Here is a 26,795-nt window from a genome sequence, read left to right as displayed (position 1 = left end):
AGTGTGGGAGCTGGCTTGCCTGCGATAGCGGCCTAACAGTGCCAGATGTGTGGCTGACCCACCGCTATCGCAGGCAAGCCAGCTCCCACAGTTGACCGCGTTGTTATTTAAATGACGAACAGGTCCATGAACCGATTCACCGGCGTGGCCTCAAGCTTCGCCTGATCCTTGCACAACGCAAAAATCTCCCCGCTGCGCTGCGCCGTAAACCGCGTAGCCAGGTTGGCCTTGAACTTGTCTTCCAGCAACGGAATACCCTCCACCCGGCGGCGGCGATGGCCAATCGGGTATTCCACCGCCACTTGCTCGGTGCTGGAGCCGTCCGTGAAAAACACCTGCACCGCGTTGGCAATGGAGCGCTTGTCCGCTTCCAGGTATTCGCGGCTGTAACGCGGGTCTTCGACGATGACCATCTTGTCCCGCAGCGCGTCGATGATCGGGTGCGCAGCGTGGAATTCATCTTCGTACTGCTCGGCCACCAAGTTGCCGAACGCCAGCGGCACGGCAGTCATGTATTGCAGGCAATGGTCACGGTCGGCGGCGTTGGCCAGTTGGCCGACCTTGGAAATGATGCGGATCGCCGACTCATGGGTGGTGATCACGATGCGCTCGATGTCGTGCAGGCGATCCTTGACCAACGGGTGCAGCGTCACGGCGGCTTCGCAGGCGGTTTGTGCGTGGAATTCGGCGGGGAAGCTGATCTTGAACAGCACGTTTTCCATCACGTAGGTGCCGTAGGGTTGGGACAGGCTGAAGGCGCGCTTGTCCTCAGGCTTGAGGGCCAGGTCCTTGTTGGTGTGACTGAACAGCACGTCGTAGAAACCCCATTGTGGCGCGCTCAACACGCCGGGGATGCCCATCTCGCCACGCAAGGCGATGTCGGCCAGGCGCACGCCGCGACTCGATGCATCCCCCGCCGCCCACGATTTGCGCGAGCCGGCGTTCGGCGCGTGGCGATACGTGCGCAGCGCTTGGCCATCGACAAAGGCATGGGACAAGGCCGCCAGCAGTTGCTCGCGGTTGGCGCCCATCAGCTTGGCGGTCACGGCGGTGGAGGCGACTTTCACCAGCAACACATGGTCGAGGCCGACACGGTTGAAGGAGTTTTCCAGGGCAATCACGCCCTGGATTTCGTGGGCCATGATCATCGCGTCCAGCACCGCGCGCACGGTAAGCGCCGCATCGCCTTGAGCTACACGTTTTTGCGAAAGATGGTCGGCCACGGCGAGAATGCCGCCGAGGTTATCCGAAGGGTGGCCCCATTCGGCGGCGAGCCAGGTGTCGTTGTAGTCGAGCCAGCGCACGATGCAGCCGATGTCCCAGGCGGCCTTGACCGGGTCGAGCCGGAACGAGGTGCCGGGCACCCGTGCGCCAAACGGTACCACCGTGCCTTCGACAATCGGTCCCAGGTGCTTGGTGCACTCCGGGAAACGCAGGGCCAGCAGGCCGCAACCCAGGGTGTCCATCAGGCAGTTGCGGGCCGTGTCCAGCGCGGCCGGGGAATCGATCCGGTAGTTGAGGACGTAGTCGGCGATGTCCTGCAAGACCTGGTCGTAGTCGGGGCGGTTGTTCTGGTCGACGTTGGCGCTCATGGCAGTACTCCAAAAAAGGGTTGGGGTTGGTCCTCGGGCTCACGGTTGTTAGAGAGCAGATCTTGATCGCCTGCCTTGGAATAGAAACTCTATGTAGGTAGTCCCCTGTGGGAGCGGGCTTGCCCGCGATGGCGGTGGGTCAGCAAACCTGTTGTAACTGATCTACCGCTATCGCGGGCAAGCCCGCTCCCACAGGGGTTAGTGTGATGTTTTAGAAGGCATCACCGGGGATGCGCACAAAGCCCTCCATCAACACCCGCGCACTGCGGCTCATGATGGCTTTTTTCACCACCCACTCCCCGTTGACTTCACTGGCCTCGGCGCCCACCCGCAACGTGCCGGACGGATGCCCGAAGCGCACCGCATTACGCTCCACACCACCCGCCGCCAGGTTGACCAGGGTGCCGGAAATCGCCGCCGCCGTGCCAATCGCCACCGCTGCCGTGCCCATCATCGCGTGGTGCAGCTTGCCCATGGACAGCGCGCGCACCAGCAAATCCACATCAGCGGCCTTGATCGCCTTGCCGCTTGAGGCCACGTAGTCCGCAGGTTTGGCGACAAACGCGACTTTCGGCGTGTGCTGGCGCTGGGCGGCTTCGTCCAGGTGTTTGATCAGGCCCATGCGCAACGCGCCGTAGGCGCGCACGGTTTCGAACATCGCCAGGGCCTTGGGGTCGCTGTTGATCGCGCCTTGCAGCTCGGTGCCGGTGTAGCCGAGGTCTTCGGCGTTGATGAAAATCGTCGGGATACCGGCGTTGATCAGCGTCGCCTTGAAGGTGCCGACGCCGGGTACTTCCAGGTCGTCCACCAGGTTGCCGGTGGGGAACATCGAACCCCCACCGCCCTCTTCTTCTGCCGCCGGGTCCATAAATTCCAACTGCACTTCGGCGGCCGGGAAGGTCACGCCGTCCAGCTCAAAGTCGCCGGTTTCCTGTACCGCACCGTCGGTGATCGGCACGTGGGCGATGATGGTCTTACCGATATTGGCCTGCCACACGCGCACCACGGCCACGCCGTTGCGGGGGATGCGGGACGGGTCCACCAGCCCCGCGCTGACGGCGAACGAACCCACCGCCGCCGACAGGTTGCCGCAGTTGCCACTCCAATCCACAAACGGTTTGTCGATGGACACCTGGCCGAACAGGTAGTCCACGTCGTGATCGGCGCGGGTGCTCTTGGCCAGGATTACCGTCTTGCTGGTGCTGGACGTGGCGCCGCCCATGCCGTCGATCTGCTTGTCATAGGGATCGGGGCTGCCGATCACCCGCAGCAGCAGGGCATCCCGCGCGGCCCCCGGCACCTGCGCCACGGCGGGCAGGTCGGTGAGGCTGAAAAACACGCCCTTGCTGGTGCCGCCACGCATATAGGTGGCGGGAATCTTGATTTGCGCTGCATGTGCCATGGTTACCCCTCAGGCCGTCGCCGCCGATTCCAGGAAGTCCTGGGCAAAACGCTGCAACACGCCGCCCGCCTCGTAGATCGACACTTCTTCAGCGGTGTCCAGGCGGCAGGTCACCGGCACTTCGACACGTTCGCCATTCTTGCGGTTGATCACCAGGGTCAGCGTCGCACGCGGGGTGCGCGCGCCGATCACGTCATAGGTTTCACTGCCGTCGATGTTCAAGGTGTTGCGGTCGGTGCCCGGCAGGAACTCCAACGGCAGCACGCCCATGCCCACCAGGTTGGTGCGATGGATGCGCTCGAAACCTTCGGCGGCGATCGCCTCCACCCCGGCCAGGCGCACGCCCTTGGCCGCCCAGTCGCGGGACGAGCCCTGGCCGTAGTCGGCGCCGGCAATGATGATCAGCGGTTGCTTGCGTTCCATATAGGTTTCGATGGCTTCCCACATCCGCGTGACCTGGCCTTCAGGCTCGATCCGCGCCAGGGAACCCTGCTTGACCTTGCCGTTTTCCATCACCATTTCGTTGAACAGTTTCGGGTTGGCAAACGTGGCGCGCTGCGCGGTCAGGTGGTCGCCGCGATGGGTGGCATAGGAGTTGAAGTCCACTTCCGGCAAGCCCATTTTCGCCAGGTATTCGCCGGCGGCGCTGTCGAGCATGATCGCGTTGGATGGCGACAAGTGGTCGGTGGTGATGTTGTCCGGCAGCACCGCCAGCGGGCGCATGCCCTTGAGCGGACGCGCCCCGGCCAGCGCGCCTTCCCAGTACGGCGGGCGGCGGATATAGGTGCTTTGCGGGCGCCACTCGTACAGCGGCGCGACTTTCGGGCCGGTGTCTTCGTGGATCGCGAACATCGGGATATACACCTTGCGGAACTGCTCCGGCTTGACTGAAGCCTTGACCACCGCGTCGATTTCTTCGTCGCTTGGCCAGATGTCTTGCAGGCGGATTTCCTTACCGTTGGCGTCGAGACCGAGCACGTCTTTTTCGATGTCGAAGCGGATGGTGCCGGCAATCGCATACGCCACCACCAACGGCGGCGAAGCGAGGAAGGCCTGCTTGGCGTACGGGTGAATGCGCCCGTCGAAGTTGCGGTTGCCCGACAACACGGCGGTGGCGTACAGGTCGCGGTCGATGATCTCTTGCTGGATCACCGGGTCGAGTGCGCCAGACATGCCGTTGCAGGTCGTGCAGGCAAACGCCACCACGCCGAAACCGAGTTTTTCCAACTCATGGTCCAGGCCTGCGTCTTCGAGGTACATCGCCACGGTTTTCGAACCCGGCGCCAACGAGGACTTGACCCACGGCTTGCGCGCCAGCCCCAGCTTGTTCGCGTTGCGTGCCAACAGGCCGGCGGCAATCACGTTGCGCGGGTTGCTGGTGTTGGTGCAACTGGTGATGGCCGCGATGATCACCGCGCCGTCGGGCATTTGCCCCGGCACATCGTCCCACTGGCCGCTGATGCCCTTGGATGCCAAGTCGCTGGTGGCGACGCGGGCATGGGGATTGCTGGGACCTGCCATGTTGCGCACGACGCTGGACAGGTCAAACGTGAGGCCGCGCTCGTATTGCGCGCCCTTGAGGTCATCGGCCCACAGGCCGGTGTGGCGGGCGTATTGCTCGACCAGGGTGACTTGTTCGTCTTCGCGGCCGGTGAGTTTCAGGTAGGCGATGGTTTGCTGATCGATATAGAACATCGCCGCCGTCGCACCGTACTCCGGGGCCATGTTGGAGATGGTCGCGCGGTCGCCCAGGGTCAGGGCCGAGGCGCCTTCGCCAAAGAACTCCAGCCAGGCGCCGACCACTTTCTGTTTGCGCAGGAACTCGGTCAGCGCCAGCACCATGTCGGTGGCGGTGATGCCCGGTTGCAGCTTGCCCGTCAGCTCCACGCCGACGCTTTCCGGCAGGCGCATCCACGACGCGCGGCCGAGCATCACGCTCTCGGCTTCAAGGCCGCCGACGCCGATGGCGATCACGCCCAGCGCGTCCACGTGGGGCGTGTGGCTGTCGGTGCCGACGCAGGTATCCGGGAAGGCCACGCCCTCACGCACCTGGATCACCGGAGACATTTTCTCCAGGTTGATCTGGTGCATGATGCCGTTGCCCGGCGGGATCACATCGACGTTCTTGAAGGCCTTTTTGGTCCACTCGATAAAGTGGAAACGGTCTTCGTTGCGGCGGTCTTCGATGGCGCGGTTTTTCTCGAACGCGTCCGGGTCGAAACCACCGGCTTCGACAGCCAGGGAGTGGTCAACGATCAGTTGGGTCGGCACCACCGGGTTGACCTGCGCCGGGTCGCCACCTTGCAGGGCGATGGCATCGCGCAGGCCGGCGAGGTCGACCAGGGCGGTCTGGCCGAGGATGTCATGGCATACCACGCGGGCTGGGAACCACGGGAAGTCGAGGTCGCGCTTGCGCTCGATCAACTGGCTCAGGGACGCATTGAGGGTGGCCGGGTCGCAACGGCGCACCAGGTTCTCGGCGAGCACGCGGGAGGTGTACGGCAAGGTGGCGTAGGCGCCGGGGGTGATGGCCTCGACCGCCGCACGGGCGTCGAAGAAATCCAGGCGGCTGCCGGGGAGCGGTTTGCGAAATTCAGTGTTCATCGTCAGGACTCGGTCACGGTAGGTTCACAGGGCGAACGGTCGACACTGGCCTTGCTTCCTGTGGGAGCTGGCTTGCCTGCGATGGCATCCCTGCGGTGTGGCAGGTACACCGAGTTGATCCCATCGCAGGCAAGCCAGCTCCCACAGAAAAGCACAGTGGCCGGTGTGCTCGGTTCATCCCACTCAGCGACGTTCGATTGCCACGAACTTGCGCTGCTCAACGCCGATGTACTCGGCGCTTGGACGGATGATGCGGTTGTTGGCACGCTGCTCGAACACGTGTGCCGCCCAGCCGGTCAGGCGCGAGCAGACGAAGATCGGCGTGAACAACTTGGTCGGGATGCCCATGAAGTGGTACGCCGAGGCATGGTAGAAGTCGGCGTTGGGGAACAGTTTCTTCTGCTCCCACATGGTTTTGTCGATGGCTTCGGAGACCGGGAACAGCACCTTGTCGCCCACTTCGTCAGCGAGTTTTTTCGCCCAGCCCTTGATCACTTCATTGCGCGGGTCGTTGTCTTTGTAGATCGCGTGGCCGAAGCCCATGATCTTGTCCTTGCGCGCCAGCATGCCGAGGGTGCCTTCGACGGCGTCTTCGGCCGAGCTGAAGCGCTCGATCATTTCCATCGCCGCTTCGTTGGCGCCGCCATGCAGCGGGCCGCGCAGGGAGCCGATGGCGGCGGTGACGCAGGAGTACAAATCCGACAGGGTCGAGGCGCACACGCGGGCGGTGAACGTCGAGGCATTAAATTCGTGCTCGGCGTAGAGGATCAGCGACACGTTCATCACCTTGACGTGCAACTCGCTCGGCTTCTTGCCGTGCAGCAGGTGCAGGAAGTGGCCGCCGATGCTGGGCTCGTCGGTCACGCAGTCGATGCGCTTGCCGTCGTGGCTGAAGCGGTACCAGTAGCACATGATCGCCGGGAACGCGGCGAGCAGGCGGTCGGTCACGTCGTGCTGGGCGCTGAAGTCTTTTTCCGGTTCGATGTTGCCCAGGAACGAACAGCCGGTGCGCATCACGTCCATCGGGTGGGCGTCGGCGGGGATGCGTTCCAGCACTTCCTTCAGGGCTTGGGGCAGGTCGCGCAGCGTGCTCAGCTTGGCGCTGTAGGCGGCCAGTTCGGTTTTGCTTGGCAGCTCGCCGTACAACAACAGGTAGGCGACTTCTTCAAACTGCGCATCGGCGGCCAGTTCGCGCACGTCGTAGCCGCGATAGGTCAAGCCGGCACCGGCCTGGCCCACGGTGGACAGTGCGGTCTGCCCGGCCACCTGGCCACGCAGGCCGGCACCACTCAGTACTTTTGCTTCAGCCATGTCTGTTCTCCAATCTTGTATTTATAAGGAGGCGCGTTTGTTACTTCTTGGCAGCAAACAGCGCGTCGAGCTTCTGCTCGAAGGTGTGGTAGTCGATGCGATCGTAAAGCTCCATGCGGGTTTGCATGGTGTCGATCACGTTCTGCTGGGTGCCGTCGCGGCGGATCGCGGTGTAGACGTTTTCGGCAGCCTTGTTCATCGCACGGAACGCCGAGAGCGGGTACAGCACGATGGAAACATCGGCAGCTTTCAATTGTTCGGTGGTGTACAGCGGCGTGGCGCCGAACTCGGTGATGTTGGCCAGGATCGGCGCTTTCACCCGGGCGGCGAACAGCTTGTACATCTCCAGCTCCGTGATGGCCTCGGGGAAGACCATGTCGGCGCCGGCTTCGATGCAGGCGGCAGCGCGCTCCAAGGCAGACTCCAGGCCTTCGACGGCGAGGGCGTCGGTGCGCGCCATGATCACGAAGCTGTCATCGGTGCGCGCATCGACGGCGGCCTTGATGCGGTCGACCATTTCCTGCTGGGACACGATTTCCTTGTTCGGGCGATGGCCACAACGCTTGGCGCCGACCTGGTCTTCGATGTGGATCGCGGCCGCGCCGAACTTGATCATCGACTTGACGGTGCGCGCAACGTTGAACGCCGACGAACCGAAGCCGGTGTCCACGTCCACCAGCAGCGGCAGGTCGCAGACGTCGGTGATGCGGCGCACGTCGGTGAGCACGTCATCCAGGCCGGTGATGCCCAGGTCCGGCACGCCGAGGGAGCCAGCAGCCACACCGCCACCCGACAGGTAGATCGCCTTGAACCCGGCGCGCTTGGCCAGCAGCGCATGGTTGGCGTTGATCGCGCCCACCACTTGCAGAGGGTGCTCACTGGCGACGGCGTCACGGAAACGCTGGCCTGGGGTGCTCTTATTATTGGAACTCATCATTCACCTCGTGATTGGGCTGCGCCGTCGGGGAAGTGACGGGCGATGTTGCGTTTGGATGCGCCGATGTGGCGGCGCATCAACAGTTCGGCCAGTTCACCGTCGCGATCGGCAATCGCGTCCAGAATGCGGTGGTGCTCGGCAAAGGCCTGGCGTGGACGATTGGGGGTGGCGGAGAACTGGATGCGGTACATGCGCACCAGCTGATACAGCTCGCCGCAGAGCATTTGCGTGAGGGTGCGGTTGCCGGCGCCCTGGATGATCCGGTAGTGAAAGTCGAAATCGCCTTCCTGCTGGTAATAGCCGACGCCGGCCTGGAACGCTTCGTCGCGTTCATGGGTGTGCAGCACTTGGCGCAGTTCTTCGATCTCGGCATCGGTCATGCGCTCGGCGGCCAGGCGACAGGCCATGCCTTCGAGGGATTCGCGGATTTCATAGAGTTCGATCAGCTCGGCGTGGCTCAACGACACCACCCGCGCGCCCACATGCGGCACGCGCACCAGCAGGCGCTGGCCTTCCAGGCGGTGGATCGCCTCGCGCAGCGGGCCACGGCTGATGCCGTAGGTGCGCGCCAGTTCCGGCTCGGAGATCTTGCTGCCGGGGGCGATCTCGCCCTTGACGATGGCGGCCTGGATACGCCGGAAGACGTTCTCGGACATGGTCTGCGAGTCGTCTTGTACCGCCACTGGGGTTTCCAGCTGATCCAGCATATTGTCGACACCTTTAAAAGCAATGTCGCAAAAACTAGCCAATCAGCCCTGGATAGTCAAAGAATAAATGAACATTGTCGACAATCGTCTAATAACCCCTTCCGCACCCCAACGGGGCATGGCCGCCTGCCAGCGCTGGCGCCAAAAAAGCATCATGTTAGAATGCCCGCCGCTTTTGCCTGACATCACCTGATGAAACGGCGCACGAGGGAGTTTGCGCAGCAATGCCAGTCGCCTTGAACTCAACATCGCACTGCACCGCCTCGGGATTTATGACACTCAAGCCCTTCCTTCTATTGATCAGCCTGCTGCTTGTACCGGGCCTTGGCGTAGCCGCCGAGAAAACCGTGTATGGCCTCAACGAATACGCCAAGTTGGCGGGTATCGACCTTGAAGTCGCCGCCAAACTCGACACCGGCGCCAAGACCGCCTCCCTCAGCGCCCGCGACATCAAGCGTTTCAAGCGCAACGGCGAATCCTGGGTGCGCTTCTACCTGGCCATCGACACCGCCCATTCCCACCCCATCGAACTGCCCCTGGCCCGCGTCAGCAAGATCAAGCGCCGCGCCGGTGACTACGATCCCGATGAGGGCAAGAACTACACCGCTCGTCCGGTGATTGCCCTCGAGGTGTGCATGGGCACTGCTTTACGCAGCATCGAAGTGAACTTGACGGACCGCAGCACCTTCCAATACCCGCTGCTGATCGGCTCCGAAGCGCTGAAACGCTTTGATGCGCTGGTCGACCCCAGTCTTAAATACGCAGCAGGCAAACCCGCCTGCGCCACCGACGCTCATACCGCCGAGTAAACCGAATGCGCTCTCTGACCCTGCACCTGAAAATCCTGATCACCATCCTGGTGGTGCTGGGTATTTCGGTCACCGCCTACCAGATCTTCGTGCTGGGGATCCCCGTCACCGAGGACGCCACCGACGACTTGTGGAACATCGACGCCAAGGTCGAGTTCGTCGCCAACCCGAAAGACCCGGTGAAGATCCAGATGTTCGTGCCGCCGCTGAGCCGCGACTTTGTGAGCCTCAACGAGAGTTTTATCTCGAACAACTACGGGGTCAGCGTCAACCGCATCGACGGCAACCGCAAAGTCACCTGGTCGGCACGCCGCGCCAAGGGCAACCAGACCCTGTACTACCGCCTGGTGCTGACCAAGCGTTACAGCGGTGAAAAGGTCAAGGTCAAGGGCCCGACCTTCCGCGACAGCATCGCCGTCGAAGGCCCGGAGAAAATCGCCGCCGAAGCCCTGCTGGCGCCGATCCGCCAGCACTCGGCCGACGTCGAGACCTTTATTACCGAAGCGATCAAGCGCACCAACAACCTCAACGACGACAACGTGAAGCTGCTGCTGGCGGGCGACCCGTCGACGCCGCACAAGGCCAAGATCGTCGAGCTGCTGCTGTCCATCGCCCACGTGCCGGTGGAAAAAGTCCACACCATCCGCCTCGTCGCCGACCAGCCGCAAACCCCGGAATTGTGGCTGCGCAGTTTCAATGGCAATGACTGGCTGTACTTCAACCCGGAAACCGGCGAACAAGGCCTGCCCGCCGACCGCCTGCTGTGGTGGACCGGCGATGAAAACCTGATCACGGTGGATGGCGGCAAGAAGGCCATGGTGACCTTCAGCCTGAACAACAGCGAGATGAACGCGATTCGCCTGGCCAAGCTGACGGACGAAAACACCGACGCCAACTTCCTCGAATACTCGCTGTACGGCCTGCCGCTGCAAACCCAGCAGACCTTCATGATCATGGTGATGATCCCGATTGGCGTGCTGGTGATCCTGATCCTGCGCAACCTGATCGGCCTGCAAACCCTGGGCACGTTTACCCCGGTGCTGATCGCCCTGGCGTTCCGCGAGACGCAGTTGGGCTTCGGTATTGTGCTGTTTACGATTATTACGGCGCTGGGGCTGTCGTTGCGCTCCTACCTGGAGCATTTGAAGTTGCAGATGCTGCCGAGGCTGTCGGTGGTGCTGACGTTTGTGGTGGTGTTGATTGCCGCCATCAGCCTGTTCAGCCACAAGCTCGGCCTGGAGCGCGGCTTGTCGGTGGCGCTGTTCCCAATGGTGATTTTGACCATGACCATCGAACGCCTGTCGATCACCTGGGAAGAACGCGGCGCCAACCATGCGCTGAAAGTGGCGATTGGTACGCTGTTCGCGGCGTCCCTGGCGCACCTGATCATGAGCGTGCCGGAGTTGGTGTACTTCGTATTTACCTTCCCGGCGATCCTGTTGATCCTGGTGGGTTTCATGCTGGCCATGGGTCGTTATCGCGGTTATCGCCTGACCGAGCTGGTGCGTTTCAAGGCGTTCTTGAAGGCTGACAAGTAATGTTCGGTTTCTGGAAGACCTGGAAAGCCCTGGAAGCGCGGGGAATCATGGGCATCAACCGGCGTAACGCCGACTACGTGCTCAAGTACAACAAGCGCAGCCTGTACCCGATCGTGGATGACAAGATCATCACCAAGGAACGGGCCATCGCCGCTGGCATCCACGTGCCGGAAATGTACGGAGTAATCTCCACCGAGAAGGAAATCGACAAGCTCGACGAGATCATCGGTGGGCGCAGCGACTTCGTGATCAAGCCCGCCCAGGGCGCTGGCGGCGACGGCATCCTGGTGGTGGCGGACCGCTTCGAGGGGCGCTATCGCACGGTGTCGGGCAAGATCATCAGCCACGAAGAGATCGAGCATCAGATCTCCAGCATCCTCACTGGCCTGTATTCCCTGGGCGGCCACCGTGACCGCGCGCTGATCGAATACCGCGTGGTGCCCGACCAGATCTTCAAGAGCATCAGCTACGAAGGCGTGCCGGATATCCGCATCATCGTGCTGATGGGCTACCCGGTGATGGCCATGTTGCGCTTGCCGACACGCCAGTCCGGCGGCAAGGCCAACCTGCACCAGGGCGCCATCGGCGTGGGTGTGGACCTGGCCACCGGCCTGACCCTGCGGGGCACCTGGCTGAACAACATCATCACCAAACACCCCGACACCACCAACGCGGTGGATGGCGTGCAACTGCCCAACTGGGACGGGTTCATGAAGCTCGCGGCCGGTTGCTATGAGTTGTGTGGGCTGGGTTATATCGGCGTGGACATGGTATTGGACCAGGAGAAAGGCCCGCTGATCCTGGAACTGAATGCGCGGCCGGGGCTGAATATCCAGATCGCCAACGACTGCGGCCTGACCTTGCGCACCCATGCGGTGGAAGCGCGCCTGGAAGAGTTGAAGGCCGCTGGCGTGACGGAAACGCCAGAAGAACGGGTGAAGTTCGTGCAGGAGATGTTTGGGCATATTCCGCCGGTTGAAGGCTGAAGACCGCGTCGACTGCATCGCAGGCAAGCCAGCTCCCACAGTTGACCGAGTACACCCTTTGGAATGCGGTCAACTGTGGGAGCTGGCTTGCCTGCGATAGCATTCGTACAAACACCCCATCCATCAGAATGTGCCCACATTCCAGCTACCCCTAGGACCAAATCCAGCGGAGGACTACAATCCCCTCCCCACGCTAACGGCTGATCCATTCCGCGCATGCTGACCTGCTCCGTACACCCACTGCCCTACCGCGCCAACCCCGCCGCGTATTTTTCGGCCATTCGCCATGCACCGGGCTCGGTGCTGTTGGACAGCGGCCGACCCGCTGCCGAACGTGGGCGTTATGACCTGCTCAGCGCCTGGCCTTTGGAAACGTTGACGGTATCGCCTGACGAAAGCGGCAGCTCGTTTCTGCAACGCTTACGGAAGAACCTCACACAACTGGGCGAAGTGAATTTACCGGCCGGTTATGAACTGCCCTTTGCCGGCGGCTTGATCGGCTACCTGAGCTACGACTTCGGCCGCCATCTGGAGCAGATGCCAACCTTGGCCGCAGACGACCTGTACCTGCCAGATGCACGCTTTGGGCTGTATGCCTGGGCGCTGATCAGCGATCACCAGGCGCAGACCAGCCAGCTTGTATTCCATCCCACGCTGGCCGACAGCGAGCGGCAACGCTTGATAGCACTGTTCAGCACGGGCATGACCGCCCCCCCCGCCACCTTCAAACTCCAAGGCCCCATGGCCCCGGACCTCAGCGCCGAGGCGTACCGCCAGGCCATCGTGCGCATCCAGGACTACATCCAGGCCGGCGACTGCTACCAGGTCAACTTTGCCCAGCGCTTTCGGGCGCCGTGCAGCGGTGATCCGTGGGTCGCTTACTGCGCCCTGCGCGCAGCCTGCCCTACGCCCTTCTCGGGGTTCCAGAGCCTGCCCGATGAGGGCGCCGTGCTGAGCCTGTCGCCGGAGCGTTTCGTGCACATCAGCGAACGCCACGTCGAAACCCGCCCGATCAAAGGCACCCGCCCCCGCGGCCTGACGCCAGAAGAGGACGCCGCCAACGCCGCCGAACTGCTGGCCAGCCCCAAGGACCGCGCCGAAAACCTGATGATCGTCGACTTGCTGCGCAACGACCTCGGCCGCACCTGCCGCACCGGCTCGGTCAGCGTGCCGGAGCTGTTCAGCCTGGAAAGCTACCCCAACGTGCACCACTTGGTGAGCAGCGTCATCGGCATACTGGCCGACGACAAAGACGCCCTCGACCTGATCGCCGGCAGCTTCCCCGGTGGCTCCATCACCGGCGCGCCGAAGATCCGCGCGATGCAGATCATCGACGAGCTTGAGCCGACACGGCGCGGGTTGTACTGCGGTTCGTTGGTGTACCTGGATGTGCGCGGCGAGATGGACAGCTCCATCGCCATCCGTAGCTTGCTGGTCCAGGATGGGCAGGTTTGTTGCTGGGGCGGCGGCGGGATTGTCGCGGACTCGGAGTGGGAGGCGGAGTATCAGGAGTCGCTGACGAAGGTGCGGGTGTTGTTGGAGACACTGGAAGGTTTGTAGTGACTGGGCTGGCCTCTTCGCGGGCAAGCCCGCTCCCACATTTGACTGCATTCTCATGTTGGAACCCGGTCAAGTGTGGGAGCTGGCTTGCCTGCGATAGTGCCATCAGCCGCGCTGAACGCCTTACAGACTCAACGACCGATTCGACGCCTTGATAAATTCCAGCTTCAAATCCTCAAACGTATGCACCGCCGGGAATTGCGGGAACTCACGGATCACATTCTCCGGCGCATGGAACAGAATCCCACGATCAGCCTCGCCCAGCATGGTGGTGTCATTGTAGGAATCGCCGGCAGCGATCACGCGGTAGTACAGGCTTTTGAAGGCCAATACCGACTGGCGCTTGGGATCTTTCTGGCGCAGCTGGTAACTCACCACGCGGTCGGTTTCATCGGTGATGAGGCGGTGACATAGGAGGGTCGGGAAGCCCAATTGGCGCATCAGCGGCTGGGAGAATTCGTAGAAGGTGTCCGACAGGATCACCACCTGGAAGCGCTCGCGCAGCCAGTTGACGAACTCGATGGCACCGTCCAGCGGCTTGAGGGTGGCGATCACTTCCTGGATGTCGGCCAGCTTGAGCCCGTGCTCATCGAGGATGCGCAGGCGTTGCTTCATCAGCACGTCGTAGTCGGGAATGTCGCGGGTGGTGGCCCGCAGGGATTCAATACCGGTTTTTTCAGCGAAGGCGATCCAGATTTCCGGGACCAGCACCCCTTCCAGGTCGAGACAGGCAATTTCCACAAGACACTCCCATTAGATGTTGTTAGTTGAGCGAGCAAAAGGACTGCCGAACTCTAGCGATTCATGCTCGCCGCCGCAACGCAGAGCGGATTTTGATACCATCGCCCACCTATAGAGCGCTTAGCGCCACTGACCTTGTAGGAACCGTGCTGATGACCCAAGCCTTCGACGTCGCTGAACTCGCCGCGACTTATGCCAACAAGTCCGCCCAGGACATTCTCAAGCTGGCGTTCAGCCAGTTCGGCGATGACCTGTGGATTTCCTTCAGCGGTGCCGAAGACGTGGTGCTGGTGGACATGGCCTGGAAGCTGAACAAGAACGTCAAGGTGTTCAGCCTCGACACCGGCCGCCTGCACCCGGAGACCTACCGGTTCATCGAGCAGGTGCGTGAGTTCTACAAGATCGACATCGAGCTGATCTCGCCGGACCAGACCAAGCTGGAACCCTTCGTCAAGGAAAAGGGCCTGTTCAGCTTCTACAAGGACGGCCACGGCGAATGCTGCGGCGTGCGCAAGATCGAGCCGCTGCGCCGCAAACTCTCCGGCGTCAGTGCCTGGGCCACCGGCCAGCGTCGCGACCAGAGCCCCGGCACCCGCAGCCAGGTGGCGGCGCTGGAGATCGACGCAGCCTTCTCCACACCGGAACGCACCCTGTACAAGTTCAACCCGCTGGCACAGATGACCAGCGAGGAAATCTGGGGCTACATCCGCATGCTGGAACTGCCCTACAACAGCCTGCATGAGCGCGGTTTTATCAGCATCGGCTGCGAACCGTGCACCCGTCCGGTGTTGCCGAACCAGCACGAGCGCGAAGGTCGCTGGTGGTGGGAAGAGGCGACGCAGAAGGAATGTGGGCTGCATGCGGGGAACATCATCAGCAAGGCTTGATGCAGTAAAAAATGTGGGAGCGAGCTTGTGTGGGAGCTGGCTTGCCTGCGATAGCGGTGTATCAGTGATGAATGTATCAACTGAAACACCGCAATCGCGGGCAAGCCCGCTCCCACATTTGTTTTCGTATTGGTTACTTAAGGTGTACACACAAATGTAACCATCGGTGCCATTTATGTGTGCAATTTTCCTTTATCCGCACCAATACGTAACACCTCTTCCCGCCTATCTTTCCCGCTTGTGAATCCCCCTCTTCCTGCCGAAAAATAAATACCTGTTCAATCGGTCAATTTATATCTCTTCTAATTCAGTCAGTTATTTAACCAACCTATAAAAACGAAATTAACCAAAGTTTTCATAGAGCAAAAACTGGCACGCATGTGGCTTAAGGTGAAAAGTGCTTTGTATACAATAAATACAAAACCTACATACACTTTGCCATCCGCGGATCTCTCGCAGATGTGCTGGAGCCTGCCGGAATGCGTACAAGTCTCTCGAATAACATCGCACTGGATCTGCCCTCCTCCCTGAACCCAGCGGCCGAGGGCCCCGGCCCGTTGGTGCTGAGCCCGCGCCTGCACAACAAGGACCTGGCCCCCACCAAGGTCGAAGGCCGACGGTGGGGGCGCTATAGCATCTTCGCACTGTGGACCAATGACGTGCACAACATCGCCAATTATTCGTTCGCCATTGGTTTATATGCCTTGGGCTTGGGCGGTTGGCAGATTTTGCTGTCCTTAGGCATCGGTGCCGCACTGGTGTACTTCTTCATGAACTTGTCGGGGTATATGGGCCAAAAGACCGGTGTGCCGTTTCCGGTGATCAGTCGGATCAGTTTCGGCATTCATGGCGCGCAGATTCCGGCCTTGATCCGCGCGGTGATTGCGATTGCCTGGTTTGGTATTCAGACCTACCTGGCGTCGGTGGTTTTCCGCGTCTTGCTGACGGCGATTCATCCAGGTTTTGCCGACTATGACCACGACTCGATCCTCGGCCTGTCGTCCCTCGGCTGGGCGTGCTTCGTGGCGATCTGGCTGGTGCAACTGGTGATCCTGGCCTACGGCATGGAGATGGTGCGCCGCTACGAAGGTTTCGCCGGGCCGGTGATTTTGCTGACGGTGGCGGCATTGGCCGGCTGGATGTACTTCCAGACGGGCGGCAACATCGCCTGGTCGATCCGCGAACCGCTGAGCGGTGGCGAGATGTGGCGCAATATCTTTGCCGGTGGCGCGCTGTGGCTGGCGATCTACGGCACGCTGATCCTCAACTTCTGTGATTTCGCCCGCTCTTCGCCGTGCCGCAAGACCATCCAGGTCGGCAACTTCTGGGGCCTGCCGGTGAATATCCTGGTATTTGCCGCGATCACCGTGCTGCTGTGCGGCGGGCAATTCCAGCTCAATGGCCGAGTGATCGAAAGCCCGACCGAAATCATCGCCGCGATCCCCAATACCTTCTTCCTGGTGCTCGGCTGCCTGGCGTTCCTGATCGTCACCGTGGCGGTGAACATCATGGCCAACTTCGTCGCGCCAGCGTTTGTGCTGAGCAACCTGGCGCCCAAGTACCTGAACTTCCGTCGCGCAGGGCTGATCAGCGCCACGGTCGCGGTGCTGATCCTGCCGTGGAACCTCTACAACAGCCCGCTGGTGATCGTGTATTTCCTCTCTGGCCTGGGCGCGCTGCTGGGGCCGCTGTACGGGATCATCATGGTCGATTACTGGCTGATCCGGAAAAGCCAGGTCGACGTGCTGCAACTGTATAGCGAAGACCCGAACGGCGTTTATTACTACAGCCGTGGCGTCAACTTGCGCGCAGTGGCGGCGTTTATTCCCGCAGCCGTGATCGCCATTCTCCTGGCCCTGTTGCCCGGTTTCGCCAGCGTGTCACCGTTTTCCTGGATGTTTGGCGCCGGTATTGCAGGGCTGCTGTACCTGCTGATCGCCAAGCGCCAGCCGTTCTACGCCGATGTCAGCGGCGAAAGCATTGCCGTCGATAACGTCAGCCATTAATCAGGGACATTCCATGCGCATCCTCGTGGTCAACGTCAACACCACCGAATCCATCACCGAAACCATCGCCCAGCAGGCCCGCGCCCTGGCCGCGCCGGGCACCGAAATTGTCGGGCTCACGCCCTACTTCGGCGCGGAATCGGTGGAGGGCAATTTTGAAAGCTACCTGGCCGCCATCGCAGTGATGGACCGGGTGATGGCCTACGATCAACCCTTCGACGCGGTGATCCAGGCCGGCTACGGCGAGCACGGCCGCGAAGGGTTGCAGGAGTTGCTGAACGTGCCGGTGGTGGACATCACCGAAGCGGCCGCCAGCACCGCGATGTTTCTGGGCCACGCCTATTCGGTGGTGACCACCCTCGACCGCACGGTGCCACTGATCGAAGACCGCCTGAAACTCGCCGGGTTGTACCAGCGTTGCGCCTCGGTGCGAGCCAGCGGCATGGCGGTGCTGGAGCTGGAAGAAAACCCGCTGGCCGCGATGGAAGCCATCGTGCGCCAGGCAGAACTGGCGATCAGCGAAGACAAGGCCGAGGTGATCTGCCTGGGCTGCGGCGGCATGGCCGGGCTGGATGAGCAGATTCGCCAGCGCACCGGCGTGCCGGTGGTGGATGGAGTGACGGCGGCGGTGACCATTGCGGAAGCGTTGGTGCGGCTGGGGCTTTCTACTTCCAAGGTCAGGACGTATGCGACACCACGGCCGAAGAAAGTCATTGGCTGGCCGGGTCGGTTCGGGCGGTAGACCGAGGTGCGGCCATCGCAGGCAAGCCAGCTCCCACAGGGGAACGCATTTCAACGTTGGAATGCGATCAACTGTGGGAGCTGGCTTGCCTGCGATGCCGGCGACTCGATCTACCAGACTCATTAAACCGCACTAAACCGCCGCCCCCACTGCTGCTCGGCAAACTGCTCAATGATGAAATCCACAAACGCCCGAGTCTTGCCGGGCAACAACTTGTGCTCGGCGTAGTAGATGGAAATGTTGCCGTCATCCACATACCAGTCCGGCAACACCCGCACCACCGCGCCACTGTCCAGGAACGGCACGGCCATCGGCATGCTCACCAGCGCAATGCCCAGGCCTTGGGCGCTGGCGCAGCAGGCGGCTTCGGAGTCGCTCATGGTCATGCTCGGCTTGAGCACCAGCGGGCGGTGTTCTCGCTCGATGCTGGTCAGTTGCCACGAACGCACGCGCCCGGTTTGCGGGGAGCGGATCAGGATGCCGCTGCAGCGCGCCAGGTCTTCTGGTGCGTTGACCGGCGGACGTTGCGCCAGGTAATCCGGCGCGGCCACCAACACCCGATGGGCCGGCGTCAACTTGCGCGCCACCACGCCCTGGGGCAGCTCAAAACCGCCGCCGATCGCCGCATCAAAACCTTGGCCGATCAGGTCCACCTGGCGGTTATCGAAATGCCAATCCGGGCTGATATCCGGGAAGCGCTGCATGAACGCCCCCAGCAACGGCACTACGTAGCGATTGCCAAACACCGTGCCCATGCTGACCTTGAGCGTGCCCACCGGTCGCCCTTCGGCGCTGGCCAAGTTGGCCACGGCGTTCTGGATGGTGGTGAGGCTGCCACTGACTTCCTCAAGAAACAGTTTGCCGGCTTCGGTAAGGGTGAGACGTCGGGTACTGCGCTGAAACAGGCGCACACCGAGGCGCGCTTCCAGCTTGGCAACACTCTTGCCGACCGCCGCCGGGGTGAGGCTCAGGTGCCGCGCGGCCTCGGCAAAACTGCCACCTTCGGCGCTGCGCACAAAGCATTCGATACTGCCAAAGCTTTCCATATCGCCTCACTCTAAACTTTTGGTTTACACAGACTATAGCAATCACGGTCTATCGGGCGGGACGGGTGAGGTCGATACTCGGCTCCAACAACAAGGCATTCCGCCTTGAACAGCTAGGAGATCGACATGACCACACAAAACCTCAGCGGCAAAGTCGCCTTGATTCAAGGCGGTTCCCGCGGCATCGGCGCGGCCATCGTCAAGCGCCTGGCCGCACAGGGTGCAGCGGTTGCCTTTACCTACGTCAGCTCGGCCGCCAAGGCTGAAGAATTGCAAAACAGCGTGATCAGCGCCGGCGGCAAAGCCCTTGCGATCCACGCCGACAGCGCCAATGCCGAGGCGATCCGCAACGCAGTCAGCGCCACCGTCGAAGCCTTTGGGCGCCTGGACATCCTGGTGAACAACGCCGGCGTACTGGCCATCGCACCGCTGGAAGACTTCAAGCTGGAAGATTTTGACCAGACCCTGGCGATCAATGTGCGCAGCGTGTTTATCGCGACTCAGGAAGCGGCCAAGCACATGGGTGATGGCGGCCGGGTGATCAATATCGGCAGCACCAACGCCGAGCGCATGCCCTTTGGTGGCGGTGGGCCGTATGCGATGAGCAAGGCAGCGCTGGTGGGCCTGACCAAGGGCTTGGCACGGGACCTGGGGCCGCGCGGCATCACGATCAACAATGTGCAGCCAGGGCCGGTGGACACGGATATGAACCCGGCGAACAGTGACTTTGCCGAAAGCTTGATGGGGTTGATGGCGGTTGGGCGGTATGGGCATGTTGAAGAGATTGCCAGTTTCGTTGCCTACCTGGCAGGTCCAGAGGCCGGCTACATCACCGGTGCCAGCCTGACCATCGATGGTGGCTTCAGCGCTTAAGACTTCAGGAACACTGCAAAACCAACTGTGGGAGCTGGCTTGCCTGCGATGGCGTCTTCAAGATCGCTATCGCAGGCAAGCCAGCTCCCACATTTTTTTGACCGCGTTTATTCAGCGCAGGGGCGGCAGGCCGTAAGCCGCCAGGTCAAACTCCGCAAGTTTGCGGATGATCTGGTCGGCATGCTGGTACTTGCTGTCGGCCATGGCCTCGTCCGGCACGGCGATGGCGGTCATATTGGCGGCCTTTGCAGCGGTCACACCGAACGGCGAATCCTCGAACACCAGGCAATCCTCGGGCGCAACGCCGAGGCGGCGGGCGGCGGTGAGGAAGATGTCGGGCGCCGGCTTGGCGGCGCCGACTTCCGGGTCATCGGCGGTGACGATGGTGTCGAACAAGCCAAACCATTCGCGGTGCAAGGTGGTCTTGTGGCCAAACGAATTGCGCGAAGAACTGGTGCCAACGGCAATCGGAATGTTGTGCGCCTTCAAGTGCCGCACCAGCGCTTCGGCGCCGGGCATGCCCAGGGCCTGGGGAAAGCGCTCGCTCATCAACGGTTCGCGAATCACCAGGAACTCGGCCGGTGTGATCGGCAGATCCAGCGCCTTGACCACATACTCGGCCAAGTCCTGCGCGCCACGGCCGATGATGTGCTGCTTGATCCCCCAGTCGTAGGTACGACCGTAACGTTCAGCGATGATCTGTGTGACTTCGGTGTAGATGCCTTCTGTATCCAGCAACAAACCGTCCATATCGAAAATCACGGCCTTGATCGGGCCGGCGGTACGCGGTGCGTTCATCAAAACAGATCCTTGGGGGGAAGGACTAAAAGGATTCAGCACAATAACGGCCACGCTTGCCGGCAGGCAACCCTTTAGACTGTGCGCCTCTCCTTTTGAAGTGACCATGATGCTCTACCGCCTTGCCGCCGACAGCCTGGTGCTGTTCCACCTCAGCTTTATCCTGTTCGTGTTGTTTGGCGGGCTGCTCGCCCTCAAATGGCGCCCGGTGCTGTGGCTGCACCTGCCCGCTGTAGCGTGGGGAATCGCCGTCGAGGTGCTGCACCTGCCCTGCCCGCTGACCCGCTGGGAAAACCTTCTGCGCCACCTCGCCGGGCAGGACGGCTATGGCGCTGGGTTTATCGAGCACTACATCCTCGCGCTGATCTATCCCGCCGGGCTGACGCCGGATATCCAACTGGTGCTGGGCGCGGTGGTGGTGGCGATCAACGTCGCGGTGTACGGCTGGCTGATCCGGCGTTACGTACAGGCTTGAGACAGCTCGGCTGGTGAAGAATCAGGCTCCCTCAATCCGTTCGTAGCCACCGCCATGTCCGAAGCCTTCGAAGTCCCCAGCCCCCACGAAAAACACATCGAACACACCACCGAACATGCCCACGGCCGCGGGGACAATTTCGCCAGCCGCATTGCGGTGATGACCGCACTGATGGCCACCCTCGGCGCCATGCTCAGCTACCAGGCCGGCTCCACCGAAAGCGAAGCGGCGATGGACAAGAACAACGCCGCCATCATCAAGACCGAAGCCGCCAACCAATGGAACTACTACCAGGCCAAATCCAGCCGGCAGAACCTGGCGGAACTGGCCACCCACATTCCCGGCGTGGACGCGGCGCATTACCAGGACGAGATCGAGCGCTACAAGAGCCAGAAAGAAGACGTGCGCAAGCAGGCCGAGAAGCTTGAGGCCACCTCGAAGGAATGGGATGAAAAGTCGGAACAGGCGCTGCATCAGCACCACCGCTGGGCCCAGGCGATGACCGCGATTCAGATCGCGATTTCGCTGGCGGCGATTACGTTGCTGACGAGGAAGGAGTGGTTGAAGCGCATGTCGTATGCGGCGGCGGGTGTGGCGGTGGTATTGGGCAGCCTGGCGTGGCTACATATCTGACACACCGCAGTCCCAATGTGGGAGCTGGCTTGTGTGGGAGCTGGCTTGCCTGCGATGACGGTGGCTCAGCCAGCACATTTTGCACTGTCACTACACCACCCCATCGCTATATAGTAAAAAGCATAACGAAAAAACCTACACAAGCCGAGGAACCGCTGGTGACCGCACAACCCAAGGAAGCCGTGGGCGCCGCCTACAACATAGAATCCATGCGCTACGCCCAAGCCATGACCTGGCAAGCCATCGAACAACTCGCCCAACGCATCCGCCCGGGCATGCTTGAATCCCAAGCCCGCGAACTGGGCAAACACGTCCTCGCCGACCTCGACATGCAACGCATCTGGCACCCGCTGCTGGTGCGCTTCGGCGCCAACACTTTGAAAGCCTTCAACCAGCGCTCCGAAGGCGACCCGGTACTGGGCGAAGACGATATCTTCTTCATCGACATGGGCGCCGTATGGCAAGGCCACGAAGGTGACGCCGGCGCCACATTCACCACCGGCAACGATGCAGAAATGATCGCCTGCGCCAGCGCCGCCAAAGCGCTGTTCGACCGCGTCCAAGCGCGCTGGAAAAACGACCAGGTCGTCGGCCTCGAACTCTACCGCTACGCCGAAGAACAAGCCCAGGCCATGGGTTGGCAACTGAACCTCGACATCAAGGGCCACCGCGTCAGCGACTTCCCCCACGCCATCCACCGTGGCGGCGACCTCGGCGACTTCGAGCACTACCCGAATGCGGGATTGTGGATCCTCGAAATCCAGATCGCCCACCCCAGCAAACCCTACGGCGCTTTCTACGAAGACCTGCTTGCCTGACCCTTTAAGGAACCCAAATGGAACGCTCCACCGAGACTCCCGTGCTGCTTTTTTCCTACGGCACATTGCAGGACAAAGCCGTACAACTGGCCAACTTCGGCCGCGAACTGGCGGGCCAGCACGATGCAATGCTCGGCTACACAAAAAGCTGGGTAGAGATCACCGATCCCGAAGTGCTGGCCACCAGCGGTAAAACCCATCACCCGATCGTGGCGCCCACTACCGAAAACGGCGACAGCGTGGAGGGCATGGTCTTTCAGATCACCGAGAAAGAACTGGCCGCGGCGGATGCGTATGAAGTGTCGGACTACAAGCGGGTGTCGGTAGCCCTGGCGTCAGGGCTGACGGCTTGGGTGTACGTGCAGGCATAATGACTCATGGGGGCCTGACCACTCGCCGGCCCCCAGCCAAGCACGCTTTCGACCCAAACCTTCTTTATGAAAAGGGCCATCTATCAATGAGGATGTCACTCATCGCTGCGTTGGGATTTTTATCGCTGATACACGCGCCACTCTCCCTCGCGGAGAACATCAACGGTAAGAATCTCTTTTCGCAGCGATGCGCCATGTGTCACGGGGCCGACCTCAAAGCCACAGGACCACTGGCCAATAAAAGCACCCCGCCTACGCCCAACCTGACCACACCCGCCTTCAAGAAACGGTTGGGTGACTATCCGGGCGTCATCGTGTCTTCGATCATACTTCGCCCCAATGGCGACTTGATTCCACGCACCTTGCGGGAGAATGGGGTAAAGCTCGCGCCGCATACGTGGACCATCCAGGACCTGCGCGACTTGAATGAATACATGAGCGGGGCGATCACAAAAGCCCGATGAGCAGGCTGAAAAGGCACAGTAATAAATTAGGGAACGTCTGATATTCGTAGGCTTTGATGCTGAATAGAGTGCTTCATTCTTCAGATAACTCTATCGGTATCAACATGATGTTTTGGAAAAGTTTATTGGCCAGTGCTGCCACAGTATTGCTGGCCTGCTCAGCCGGGCCTGCTCAGCCGGGGCGGCGAGTGCGGCATCTAGTTGCGGCATGACCGGTGGCAACCCCCTTACCGTTAATTTCGGGAAAAATCTAGCGCAGGGAATTACGACCCCTCAGGATGTACCTAACGGAACGGTTCTTTACAAGGAAACTTCCGCACAATTTCCAAAGTTTGACTTTAGATGCACCGATGGAATGATTGGGTTTAACGTCAATCCTGCTTTGGGTAGTGTGACCAGCGGATCGGTCTTTCCTTTAGGGGTGCCAGGGCTCTCTTTCAGAATACTTTTTGACACCTATTATACAAACGCACCAAAAGTTGAATACGGCAACATCACCTGGTTCTACCCCGCCTCAACCTACACCCTGGAAATCATCAAGTCTGGCGACCTCTTATCGCAAAGTCCGGTCCCTGCGACCTCACTCGGCATTTTTAAAGCCAACCAAGTACAATTAATCAATTTCAACCTGATCAATCCCGTGACTGTGAACTCTGCATCCTGCCAAACGCCCTCGGTATTTGTGGCGATGGGTGACGACTATCAATTGTTTGAGTTCGATAACACCGGCGACGCACCTCGGCCGATAAAATTCGACCTGTCGTTGAACAACTGCCAACGCGGAATACAAAAAGTCACTTACCAACTCCAGGCCAATACTCCGGTGATCGACGCGCAAAAAGGCATTGTCGCACTGAGCGGCGCATCAACCGCCAAAGGCATCGGCTTGCAGCTGCAGAACGATGCAGGCCAACCCATTGTGCTAAACACCCCTTATACGTTCAGCGGGTTCAATACCACGGGTACCGACTTCAAAATCCCTTTAAACGCCGCTTATATTCGCCTCGCGGACAGCACCCTTCAAGCCGGCAGTGCCAATTCGGAAGTTACCTTTATCGTGAACTACCTATAACGAGGAAGGTCGTCTCATTTACCCCAGAAACGGCCATTCAAACATCGTGAACTCGCAACCTCCGAAATCCATTTAGCCCCCCCTCCACTGCCGCCCCAAGCGCATCGCTGGCCAAGGTCAGCCACTCATCCGGCAGGCTCTTTTTGCGCAGCCAAATAGAGCCCCAGTCCCAGATCTGTCCCATACGGCCATTTTTCAGACGCCAGAAACCACAAACCCCCGGTTTCCTCTAGGAAAACCGGGGGTTTGTGTTTACTTAATGTGGCGGTGAAGGAGAGATTCGAACTCTCGATACAATTTCTTGTATACACACTTTCCAGGCGTGCTCCTTAAGCCACTCGGACACTTCACCGTATCTCGTCAAACTAGTTCAGTCTGTCGAGGCGCGCTAATGTAGTCGAAAGCCTTTCAGATGGCAAAGGTTTTTTTCAGAATTTTCATGCGCTTAGCGGGATATGCCATTTCACGCCCGGCAAGGGGCGGTGTTTCTGCCATTCTCAGGCACCGGCAGCGTGCATCTGGTTCGGCTGTTGTGCCCTGCCCCAAGGCTGCCCAGCGTGGGGCAGGCGGGAAAAGTCTGACTGGGTAGTCAGTCATGGCGCTTTACCGAGGCGAGCGTGGTGGGTAACGTCTGTGCATGCTCGTCTATAAACAGCCTATCTATAACAAGTCCTACAAGGAACCGCGTCATGAGTGAGTTGATTGCTTACCACCTCGAAGACGGTATCGCGACCCTGACGTTGAGCAACGGCAAGGTGAATGCCATTTCTCCCGATGTGGTCAGTGCGTTTAATACAGCGCTGGATCAGGCGGAGAAGGATCGGGCGGTGGTGATCATCACCGGCACGCCGGGGATTTTGTCCGGTGGTTATGATTTGAAGGTGATGACCGCCGGCCCTAAAGAAGCAATCGGTTTGGTGACGTCGGGCTCGACGCTGGCGCGCCGTCTGTTGTCGCACCCGTTCCCGGTGATTGTGGCGTGCCCTGGGCATGCGGTGGCCAAGGGCGCGTTCCTGTTGTTGTCGGCGGATTATCGGATTGGGGTCGAGGGCCCGTTCAGCATTGGCCTGAATGAAGTGGCCATCGGCATGACCATGCACCACGCCGGAATCGAACTGGCGCGGGATCGTCTGCGCAAGTCGGCGTTTCATCGTTCGGTGATCAATGCCGAGATGTTTGACCCGCAAGGCGCGTTGCAGGCTGGCTTCCTGGATAAGGTAGTGGCGCCTGAAGAACTGCACGCTGCCGCCCTGGAAGCCGCACGGCAGTTGAAGAAGATCAATATGAATGCGCACAAGCACACCAAATTGAAGGTGCGCAAAGAGCTGCTGGAGGCGTTGGACGACGCCATCATCCAGGATCAGGGCCATAACCTGAGCTGACCGCCTACAGCCGCAGCAGCAGAGCCCGACCTTGAGTCGGGCTTTTTCTTACAAATAAATCCGAAACACCTTTAGCCGCTCTAGCCAGCTGCTGCTGGCACATGTTGAAACATGTACTAAAACATCGCCTATCTCCTACCTCTACAGGGGTAATTGCCGAATACAGTGCACATCCGTACACTGCGCCACCTTTTGTCTCGATAGGCCGTGTCGATGCTCTTTCTGTTGCGTATGTTGTTGATGGGCCTGCATTTTATGATCGCGGGTGTGCTGGGCGTTCTCGTCGGGATCTGCCGGCCGTTCAACCCGGACAACAGTCGCCTGTGCGCACGCCTGTACGCGCTGCCGGCCATGTGGATCCTGGGGCTGAACGTCAAGACCGAAGTGGACTCGCTGCGCAACAAGCCCAGCGGTTGCGTGATCATCGCCAACCACCAGTCCAACTATGACCTGTTTGTGTTCGGCAACGTGGTGCCCTATCGCACCGTGTGCATAGCCAAGAAAAGCCTGAAATGGGTGCCGCTGTTCGGCCAGTTGTTCTGGTTGGCGGGCAATGTGCTGATCGACAGGGGCAACGCGCACAAGGCGCGCCGGGCGATGCTCACCACCACCGATACGCTGCAACACAAAGACACGTCGATCTGGGTGTTCCCGGAAGGCACGCGCAACCTGGGCAAAGGGCTGCTGCCGTTCAAGAAAGGCGCGTTCCATATGGCGATTGCAGCCGGCGTGCCCATCGTGCAGGTGTGCGTGAGCAATTACGTCACGCAGATGCGGCTAAATCGCTGGAACAGTGGTGATGTGCTCATACGCTCGTTGCCGCCGATTCCTACGGCTGGGATGACGGTGGATGACGTGCCGAGGTTGATGCAGGCGTGTCAGGGGCAGATGGAGGCTTGTATTACGCAGATGGATCTTGAGTTGCGGGTGGGCTAAGCCTTTGGGGGCGCTTCGCGCCCCAGCGCGAGCAAGCTCGCTCGCCACAACAAGCTCGCTCGCCACGACAACAACGGAACGCCTTTCAGGCTAAGCTGCCCAACA

The 26,795-nt window shown here is 60.7% G+C and carries 25 protein-coding genes and 1 tRNA gene; 16 read left to right on the top strand and 10 right to left on the bottom strand.

All coding sequences use genetic code 11. The features are described 5' to 3' along the window. Nucleotides 1-107 precede the first annotated feature (107 nt). From prpD to ACU688_RS02330, 6 genes are all read right to left on the bottom strand, one after another. Nucleotides 108-1,592: a 2-methylcitrate dehydratase gene (gene prpD, locus ACU688_RS02355; RefSeq protein WP_448183515.1), complete on the bottom strand. Its 1,485-nt coding sequence runs from the start codon at nucleotides 1,590-1,592 to the stop codon at nucleotides 108-110. A 211-nt stretch (nucleotides 1,593-1,803) separates the two neighbouring features. Then, complete coding sequence (prpF, locus tag ACU688_RS02350) at nucleotides 1,804-2,994, bottom strand: 2-methylaconitate cis-trans isomerase PrpF (protein WP_448183514.1); 1,191 nt, start codon at nucleotides 2,992-2,994, stop codon at nucleotides 1,804-1,806. Nucleotides 2,995-3,003: 9 nt separating this feature from the next. Beyond that, a complete protein-coding gene (acnD, locus tag ACU688_RS02345; RefSeq protein WP_448183513.1) occupies nucleotides 3,004-5,598 on the bottom strand; it encodes a Fe/S-dependent 2-methylisocitrate dehydratase AcnD in 2,595 nt (864 codons plus the stop codon). A gap of 183 nt (nucleotides 5,599-5,781) precedes the next feature. Next, nucleotides 5,782-6,909, bottom strand: coding sequence for a bifunctional 2-methylcitrate synthase/citrate synthase (gene prpC, locus ACU688_RS02340; protein ID WP_448183512.1), 1,128 nt, complete (start codon nucleotides 6,907-6,909; stop codon nucleotides 5,782-5,784). A 40-nt stretch (nucleotides 6,910-6,949) separates the two neighbouring features. Then, entirely contained in the window at nucleotides 6,950-7,843 is an 894-nt protein-coding gene (gene prpB / locus ACU688_RS02335; protein ID WP_017739215.1) for a methylisocitrate lyase, read from the bottom strand. Beyond that, nucleotides 7,843-8,553, bottom strand: a complete 711-nt coding sequence (locus ACU688_RS02330; protein ID WP_448183511.1) for a GntR family transcriptional regulator — start codon at nucleotides 8,551-8,553, stop codon at nucleotides 7,843-7,845. Before ACU688_RS02330 ends, prpB begins: the two co-directional genes overlap by 1 nt. Nucleotides 8,554-8,825: 272 nt before the next feature. Between ACU688_RS02330 and rloA the strand changes: the two genes are divergently transcribed. The 4 genes from rloA to pabB all read left to right on the top strand — a co-directional run bounded on the left by rloA (nucleotide 8,826) and on the right by pabB (nucleotide 13,446). Further along, a complete protein-coding gene (gene rloA, locus ACU688_RS02325; RefSeq protein ID WP_257782999.1) occupies nucleotides 8,826-9,362 on the top strand; it encodes a retropepsin-like aspartic peptidase RloA in 537 nt (178 codons plus the stop codon). A 5-nt stretch (nucleotides 9,363-9,367) separates the two neighbouring features. Then, nucleotides 9,368-10,900 (top strand): osmotic stress tolerance membrane protein RloB, encoded by a 1,533-nt coding sequence (gene rloB / locus ACU688_RS02320; RefSeq protein ID WP_124526668.1) that lies wholly within the window; start codon nucleotides 9,368-9,370, stop codon nucleotides 10,898-10,900. Continuing rightward, on the top strand, nucleotides 10,900-11,886 hold the full coding sequence (locus ACU688_RS02315; RefSeq protein ID WP_027603666.1) for an alpha-L-glutamate ligase-like protein: 987 nt from the start codon (nucleotides 10,900-10,902) through the stop codon (nucleotides 11,884-11,886). Before rloB ends, ACU688_RS02315 begins: the two co-directional genes overlap by 1 nt. Before the next feature lie 216 nt (nucleotides 11,887-12,102). After that, nucleotides 12,103-13,446 carry an aminodeoxychorismate synthase component I gene (gene pabB, locus ACU688_RS02310; RefSeq protein WP_448183510.1) on the top strand — a complete coding sequence of 448 codons (1,344 nt, stop codon included), beginning with the start codon at nucleotides 12,103-12,105 and terminating at the stop codon, nucleotides 13,444-13,446. A 123-nt stretch (nucleotides 13,447-13,569) separates the two neighbouring features. Here pabB and thrH read toward each other — a convergent pair whose 3' ends face one another. After that, the gene (thrH, locus tag ACU688_RS02305) at nucleotides 13,570-14,187 is read right to left on the bottom strand and encodes a bifunctional phosphoserine phosphatase/homoserine phosphotransferase ThrH (RefSeq protein ID WP_192297184.1); all 618 of its coding nucleotides are present in this window, start codon (nucleotides 14,185-14,187) and stop codon (nucleotides 13,570-13,572) included. A 152-nt stretch (nucleotides 14,188-14,339) separates the two neighbouring features. Between thrH and ACU688_RS02300 the strand changes: the two genes are divergently transcribed. The 3 genes from ACU688_RS02300 to ACU688_RS02290 all read left to right on the top strand — a co-directional run bounded on the left by ACU688_RS02300 (nucleotide 14,340) and on the right by ACU688_RS02290 (nucleotide 17,822). Beyond that, nucleotides 14,340-15,074, top strand: a complete 735-nt coding sequence (locus tag ACU688_RS02300; RefSeq protein WP_448183509.1) for a phosphoadenylyl-sulfate reductase — start codon at nucleotides 14,340-14,342, stop codon at nucleotides 15,072-15,074. 479 nt (nucleotides 15,075-15,553) lie between these two features. After that, nucleotides 15,554-17,080, top strand: coding sequence for an NCS1 family nucleobase:cation symporter-1 (locus ACU688_RS02295; protein WP_207045921.1), 1,527 nt, complete (start codon nucleotides 15,554-15,556; stop codon nucleotides 17,078-17,080). Nucleotides 17,081-17,093: 13 nt separating this feature from the next. After that, on the top strand, nucleotides 17,094-17,822 hold the full coding sequence (locus tag ACU688_RS02290; RefSeq protein ID WP_448183508.1) for an aspartate/glutamate racemase family protein: 729 nt from the start codon (nucleotides 17,094-17,096) through the stop codon (nucleotides 17,820-17,822). Nucleotides 17,823-17,944: 122 nt separating this feature from the next. On the opposite strand, the gene ACU688_RS02285 is transcribed toward ACU688_RS02290, so the two are convergent. Further along, complete coding sequence (locus tag ACU688_RS02285; RefSeq protein ID WP_448183507.1) at nucleotides 17,945-18,868, bottom strand: LysR family transcriptional regulator; 924 nt, start codon at nucleotides 18,866-18,868, stop codon at nucleotides 17,945-17,947. Nucleotides 18,869-18,994: 126 nt separating this feature from the next. On the opposite strand from ACU688_RS02285, the gene ACU688_RS02280 reads away from it, so the two are divergent. Beyond that, the gene (locus ACU688_RS02280; RefSeq protein WP_448183506.1) at nucleotides 18,995-19,741 is read left to right on the top strand and encodes a 3-oxoacyl-ACP reductase family protein; all 747 of its coding nucleotides are present in this window, start codon (nucleotides 18,995-18,997) and stop codon (nucleotides 19,739-19,741) included. Nucleotides 19,742-19,852: 111 nt separating this feature from the next. Here ACU688_RS02280 and ACU688_RS02275 read toward each other — a convergent pair whose 3' ends face one another. Beyond that, on the bottom strand, nucleotides 19,853-20,539 hold the full coding sequence (locus ACU688_RS02275) for an HAD-IA family hydrolase (protein ID WP_448183505.1): 687 nt from the start codon (nucleotides 20,537-20,539) through the stop codon (nucleotides 19,853-19,855). 109 nt (nucleotides 20,540-20,648) lie between these two features. Between ACU688_RS02275 and ACU688_RS02270 the strand changes: the two genes are divergently transcribed. The 6 genes from ACU688_RS02270 to ACU688_RS02245 all read left to right on the top strand — a co-directional run bounded on the left by ACU688_RS02270 (nucleotide 20,649) and on the right by ACU688_RS02245 (nucleotide 24,372). Beyond that, entirely contained in the window at nucleotides 20,649-21,014 is a 366-nt protein-coding gene (locus tag ACU688_RS02270) for a DUF2784 domain-containing protein (protein ID WP_448184019.1), read from the top strand. A gap of 54 nt (nucleotides 21,015-21,068) precedes the next feature. Next, on the top strand, nucleotides 21,069-21,647 hold the full coding sequence (locus tag ACU688_RS02265) for a DUF4337 domain-containing protein (protein WP_448183504.1): 579 nt from the start codon (nucleotides 21,069-21,071) through the stop codon (nucleotides 21,645-21,647). Nucleotides 21,648-21,805: 158 nt separating this feature from the next. Next, nucleotides 21,806-22,465: a M24 family metallopeptidase gene (locus ACU688_RS02260; RefSeq protein WP_448183503.1), complete on the top strand. Its 660-nt coding sequence runs from the start codon at nucleotides 21,806-21,808 to the stop codon at nucleotides 22,463-22,465. 17 nt (nucleotides 22,466-22,482) lie between these two features. Beyond that, the gene (locus ACU688_RS02255) at nucleotides 22,483-22,836 is read left to right on the top strand and encodes a gamma-glutamylcyclotransferase family protein (RefSeq protein WP_448183502.1); all 354 of its coding nucleotides are present in this window, start codon (nucleotides 22,483-22,485) and stop codon (nucleotides 22,834-22,836) included. Between the two features lie 86 nt (nucleotides 22,837-22,922). Then, nucleotides 22,923-23,300 carry a c-type cytochrome gene (locus ACU688_RS02250; protein ID WP_448183501.1) on the top strand — a complete coding sequence of 126 codons (378 nt, stop codon included), beginning with the start codon at nucleotides 22,923-22,925 and terminating at the stop codon, nucleotides 23,298-23,300. A 112-nt stretch (nucleotides 23,301-23,412) separates the two neighbouring features. Next, nucleotides 23,413-24,372 (top strand): fimbrial protein, encoded by a 960-nt coding sequence (locus tag ACU688_RS02245; RefSeq protein WP_448183500.1) that lies wholly within the window; start codon nucleotides 23,413-23,415, stop codon nucleotides 24,370-24,372. A 262-nt stretch (nucleotides 24,373-24,634) separates the two neighbouring features. On the opposite strand, the gene ACU688_RS02240 is transcribed toward ACU688_RS02245, so the two are convergent. Further along, nucleotides 24,635-24,724, bottom strand: a tRNA-Ser gene (locus ACU688_RS02240). Between the two features lie 337 nt (nucleotides 24,725-25,061). Between ACU688_RS02240 and ACU688_RS02235 the strand changes: the two genes are divergently transcribed. Both ACU688_RS02235 and ACU688_RS02230 read left to right on the top strand, forming a co-directional pair. Then, nucleotides 25,062-25,754 carry a crotonase/enoyl-CoA hydratase family protein gene (locus ACU688_RS02235; RefSeq protein ID WP_124526680.1) on the top strand — a complete coding sequence of 231 codons (693 nt, stop codon included), beginning with the start codon at nucleotides 25,062-25,064 and terminating at the stop codon, nucleotides 25,752-25,754. A gap of 213 nt (nucleotides 25,755-25,967) precedes the next feature. Further along, nucleotides 25,968-26,690 (top strand): lysophospholipid acyltransferase family protein, encoded by a 723-nt coding sequence (locus ACU688_RS02230; protein ID WP_448183499.1) that lies wholly within the window; start codon nucleotides 25,968-25,970, stop codon nucleotides 26,688-26,690. Nucleotides 26,691-26,795 lie beyond the last annotated feature (105 nt).

Source organism: Pseudomonas acericola (SeqCode) (assembly GCF_053456465.1).
This window is presented reverse-complemented; position numbering and strand designations above follow the sequence as displayed.

Coding starts and splice junctions, on each gene's coding strand:
- ACU688_RS02270 (WP_448184019.1), top strand. CDS start 20,649: ATGCTCTACCGCCTTGCCGCCGACAGCCTGGTGCTGTTCCACCTCAGC.
- rloB (WP_124526668.1), top strand. CDS start 9,368: ATGCGCTCTCTGACCCTGCACCTGAAAATCCTGATCACCATCCTGGTG.
- ACU688_RS02300 (WP_448183509.1), top strand. CDS start 14,340: ATGACCCAAGCCTTCGACGTCGCTGAACTCGCCGCGACTTATGCCAAC.
- ACU688_RS02250 (WP_448183501.1), top strand. CDS start 22,923: ATGAGGATGTCACTCATCGCTGCGTTGGGATTTTTATCGCTGATACAC.
- prpD (WP_448183515.1), bottom strand. CDS start 1,592: ATGAGCGCCAACGTCGACCAGAACAACCGCCCCGACTACGACCAGGTC.
- ACU688_RS02255 (WP_448183502.1), top strand. CDS start 22,483: ATGGAACGCTCCACCGAGACTCCCGTGCTGCTTTTTTCCTACGGCACA.
- ACU688_RS02230 (WP_448183499.1), top strand. CDS start 25,968: ATGCTCTTTCTGTTGCGTATGTTGTTGATGGGCCTGCATTTTATGATC.
- ACU688_RS02295 (WP_207045921.1), top strand. CDS start 15,554: ATGCGTACAAGTCTCTCGAATAACATCGCACTGGATCTGCCCTCCTCC.
- ACU688_RS02265 (WP_448183504.1), top strand. CDS start 21,069: ATGTCCGAAGCCTTCGAAGTCCCCAGCCCCCACGAAAAACACATCGAA.
- pabB (WP_448183510.1), top strand. CDS start 12,103: ATGCTGACCTGCTCCGTACACCCACTGCCCTACCGCGCCAACCCCGCC.
- ACU688_RS02330 (WP_448183511.1), bottom strand. CDS start 8,553: ATGCTGGATCAGCTGGAAACCCCAGTGGCGGTACAAGACGACTCGCAG.
- rloA (WP_257782999.1), top strand. CDS start 8,826: ATGACACTCAAGCCCTTCCTTCTATTGATCAGCCTGCTGCTTGTACCG.
- ACU688_RS02315 (WP_027603666.1), top strand. CDS start 10,900: ATGTTCGGTTTCTGGAAGACCTGGAAAGCCCTGGAAGCGCGGGGAATC.
- ACU688_RS02285 (WP_448183507.1), bottom strand. CDS start 18,868: ATGGAAAGCTTTGGCAGTATCGAATGCTTTGTGCGCAGCGCCGAAGGT.
- prpB (WP_017739215.1), bottom strand. CDS start 7,843: ATGAGTTCCAATAATAAGAGCACCCCAGGCCAGCGTTTCCGTGACGCC.
- prpC (WP_448183512.1), bottom strand. CDS start 6,909: ATGGCTGAAGCAAAAGTACTGAGTGGTGCCGGCCTGCGTGGCCAGGTG.
- ACU688_RS02280 (WP_448183506.1), top strand. CDS start 18,995: ATGACCACACAAAACCTCAGCGGCAAAGTCGCCTTGATTCAAGGCGGT.
- ACU688_RS02290 (WP_448183508.1), top strand. CDS start 17,094: ATGCGCATCCTCGTGGTCAACGTCAACACCACCGAATCCATCACCGAA.
- acnD (WP_448183513.1), bottom strand. CDS start 5,598: ATGAACACTGAATTTCGCAAACCGCTCCCCGGCAGCCGCCTGGATTTC.
- prpF (WP_448183514.1), bottom strand. CDS start 2,994: ATGGCACATGCAGCGCAAATCAAGATTCCCGCCACCTATATGCGTGGC.
- ACU688_RS02235 (WP_124526680.1), top strand. CDS start 25,062: ATGAGTGAGTTGATTGCTTACCACCTCGAAGACGGTATCGCGACCCTG.
- ACU688_RS02275 (WP_448183505.1), bottom strand. CDS start 20,539: ATGAACGCACCGCGTACCGCCGGCCCGATCAAGGCCGTGATTTTCGAT.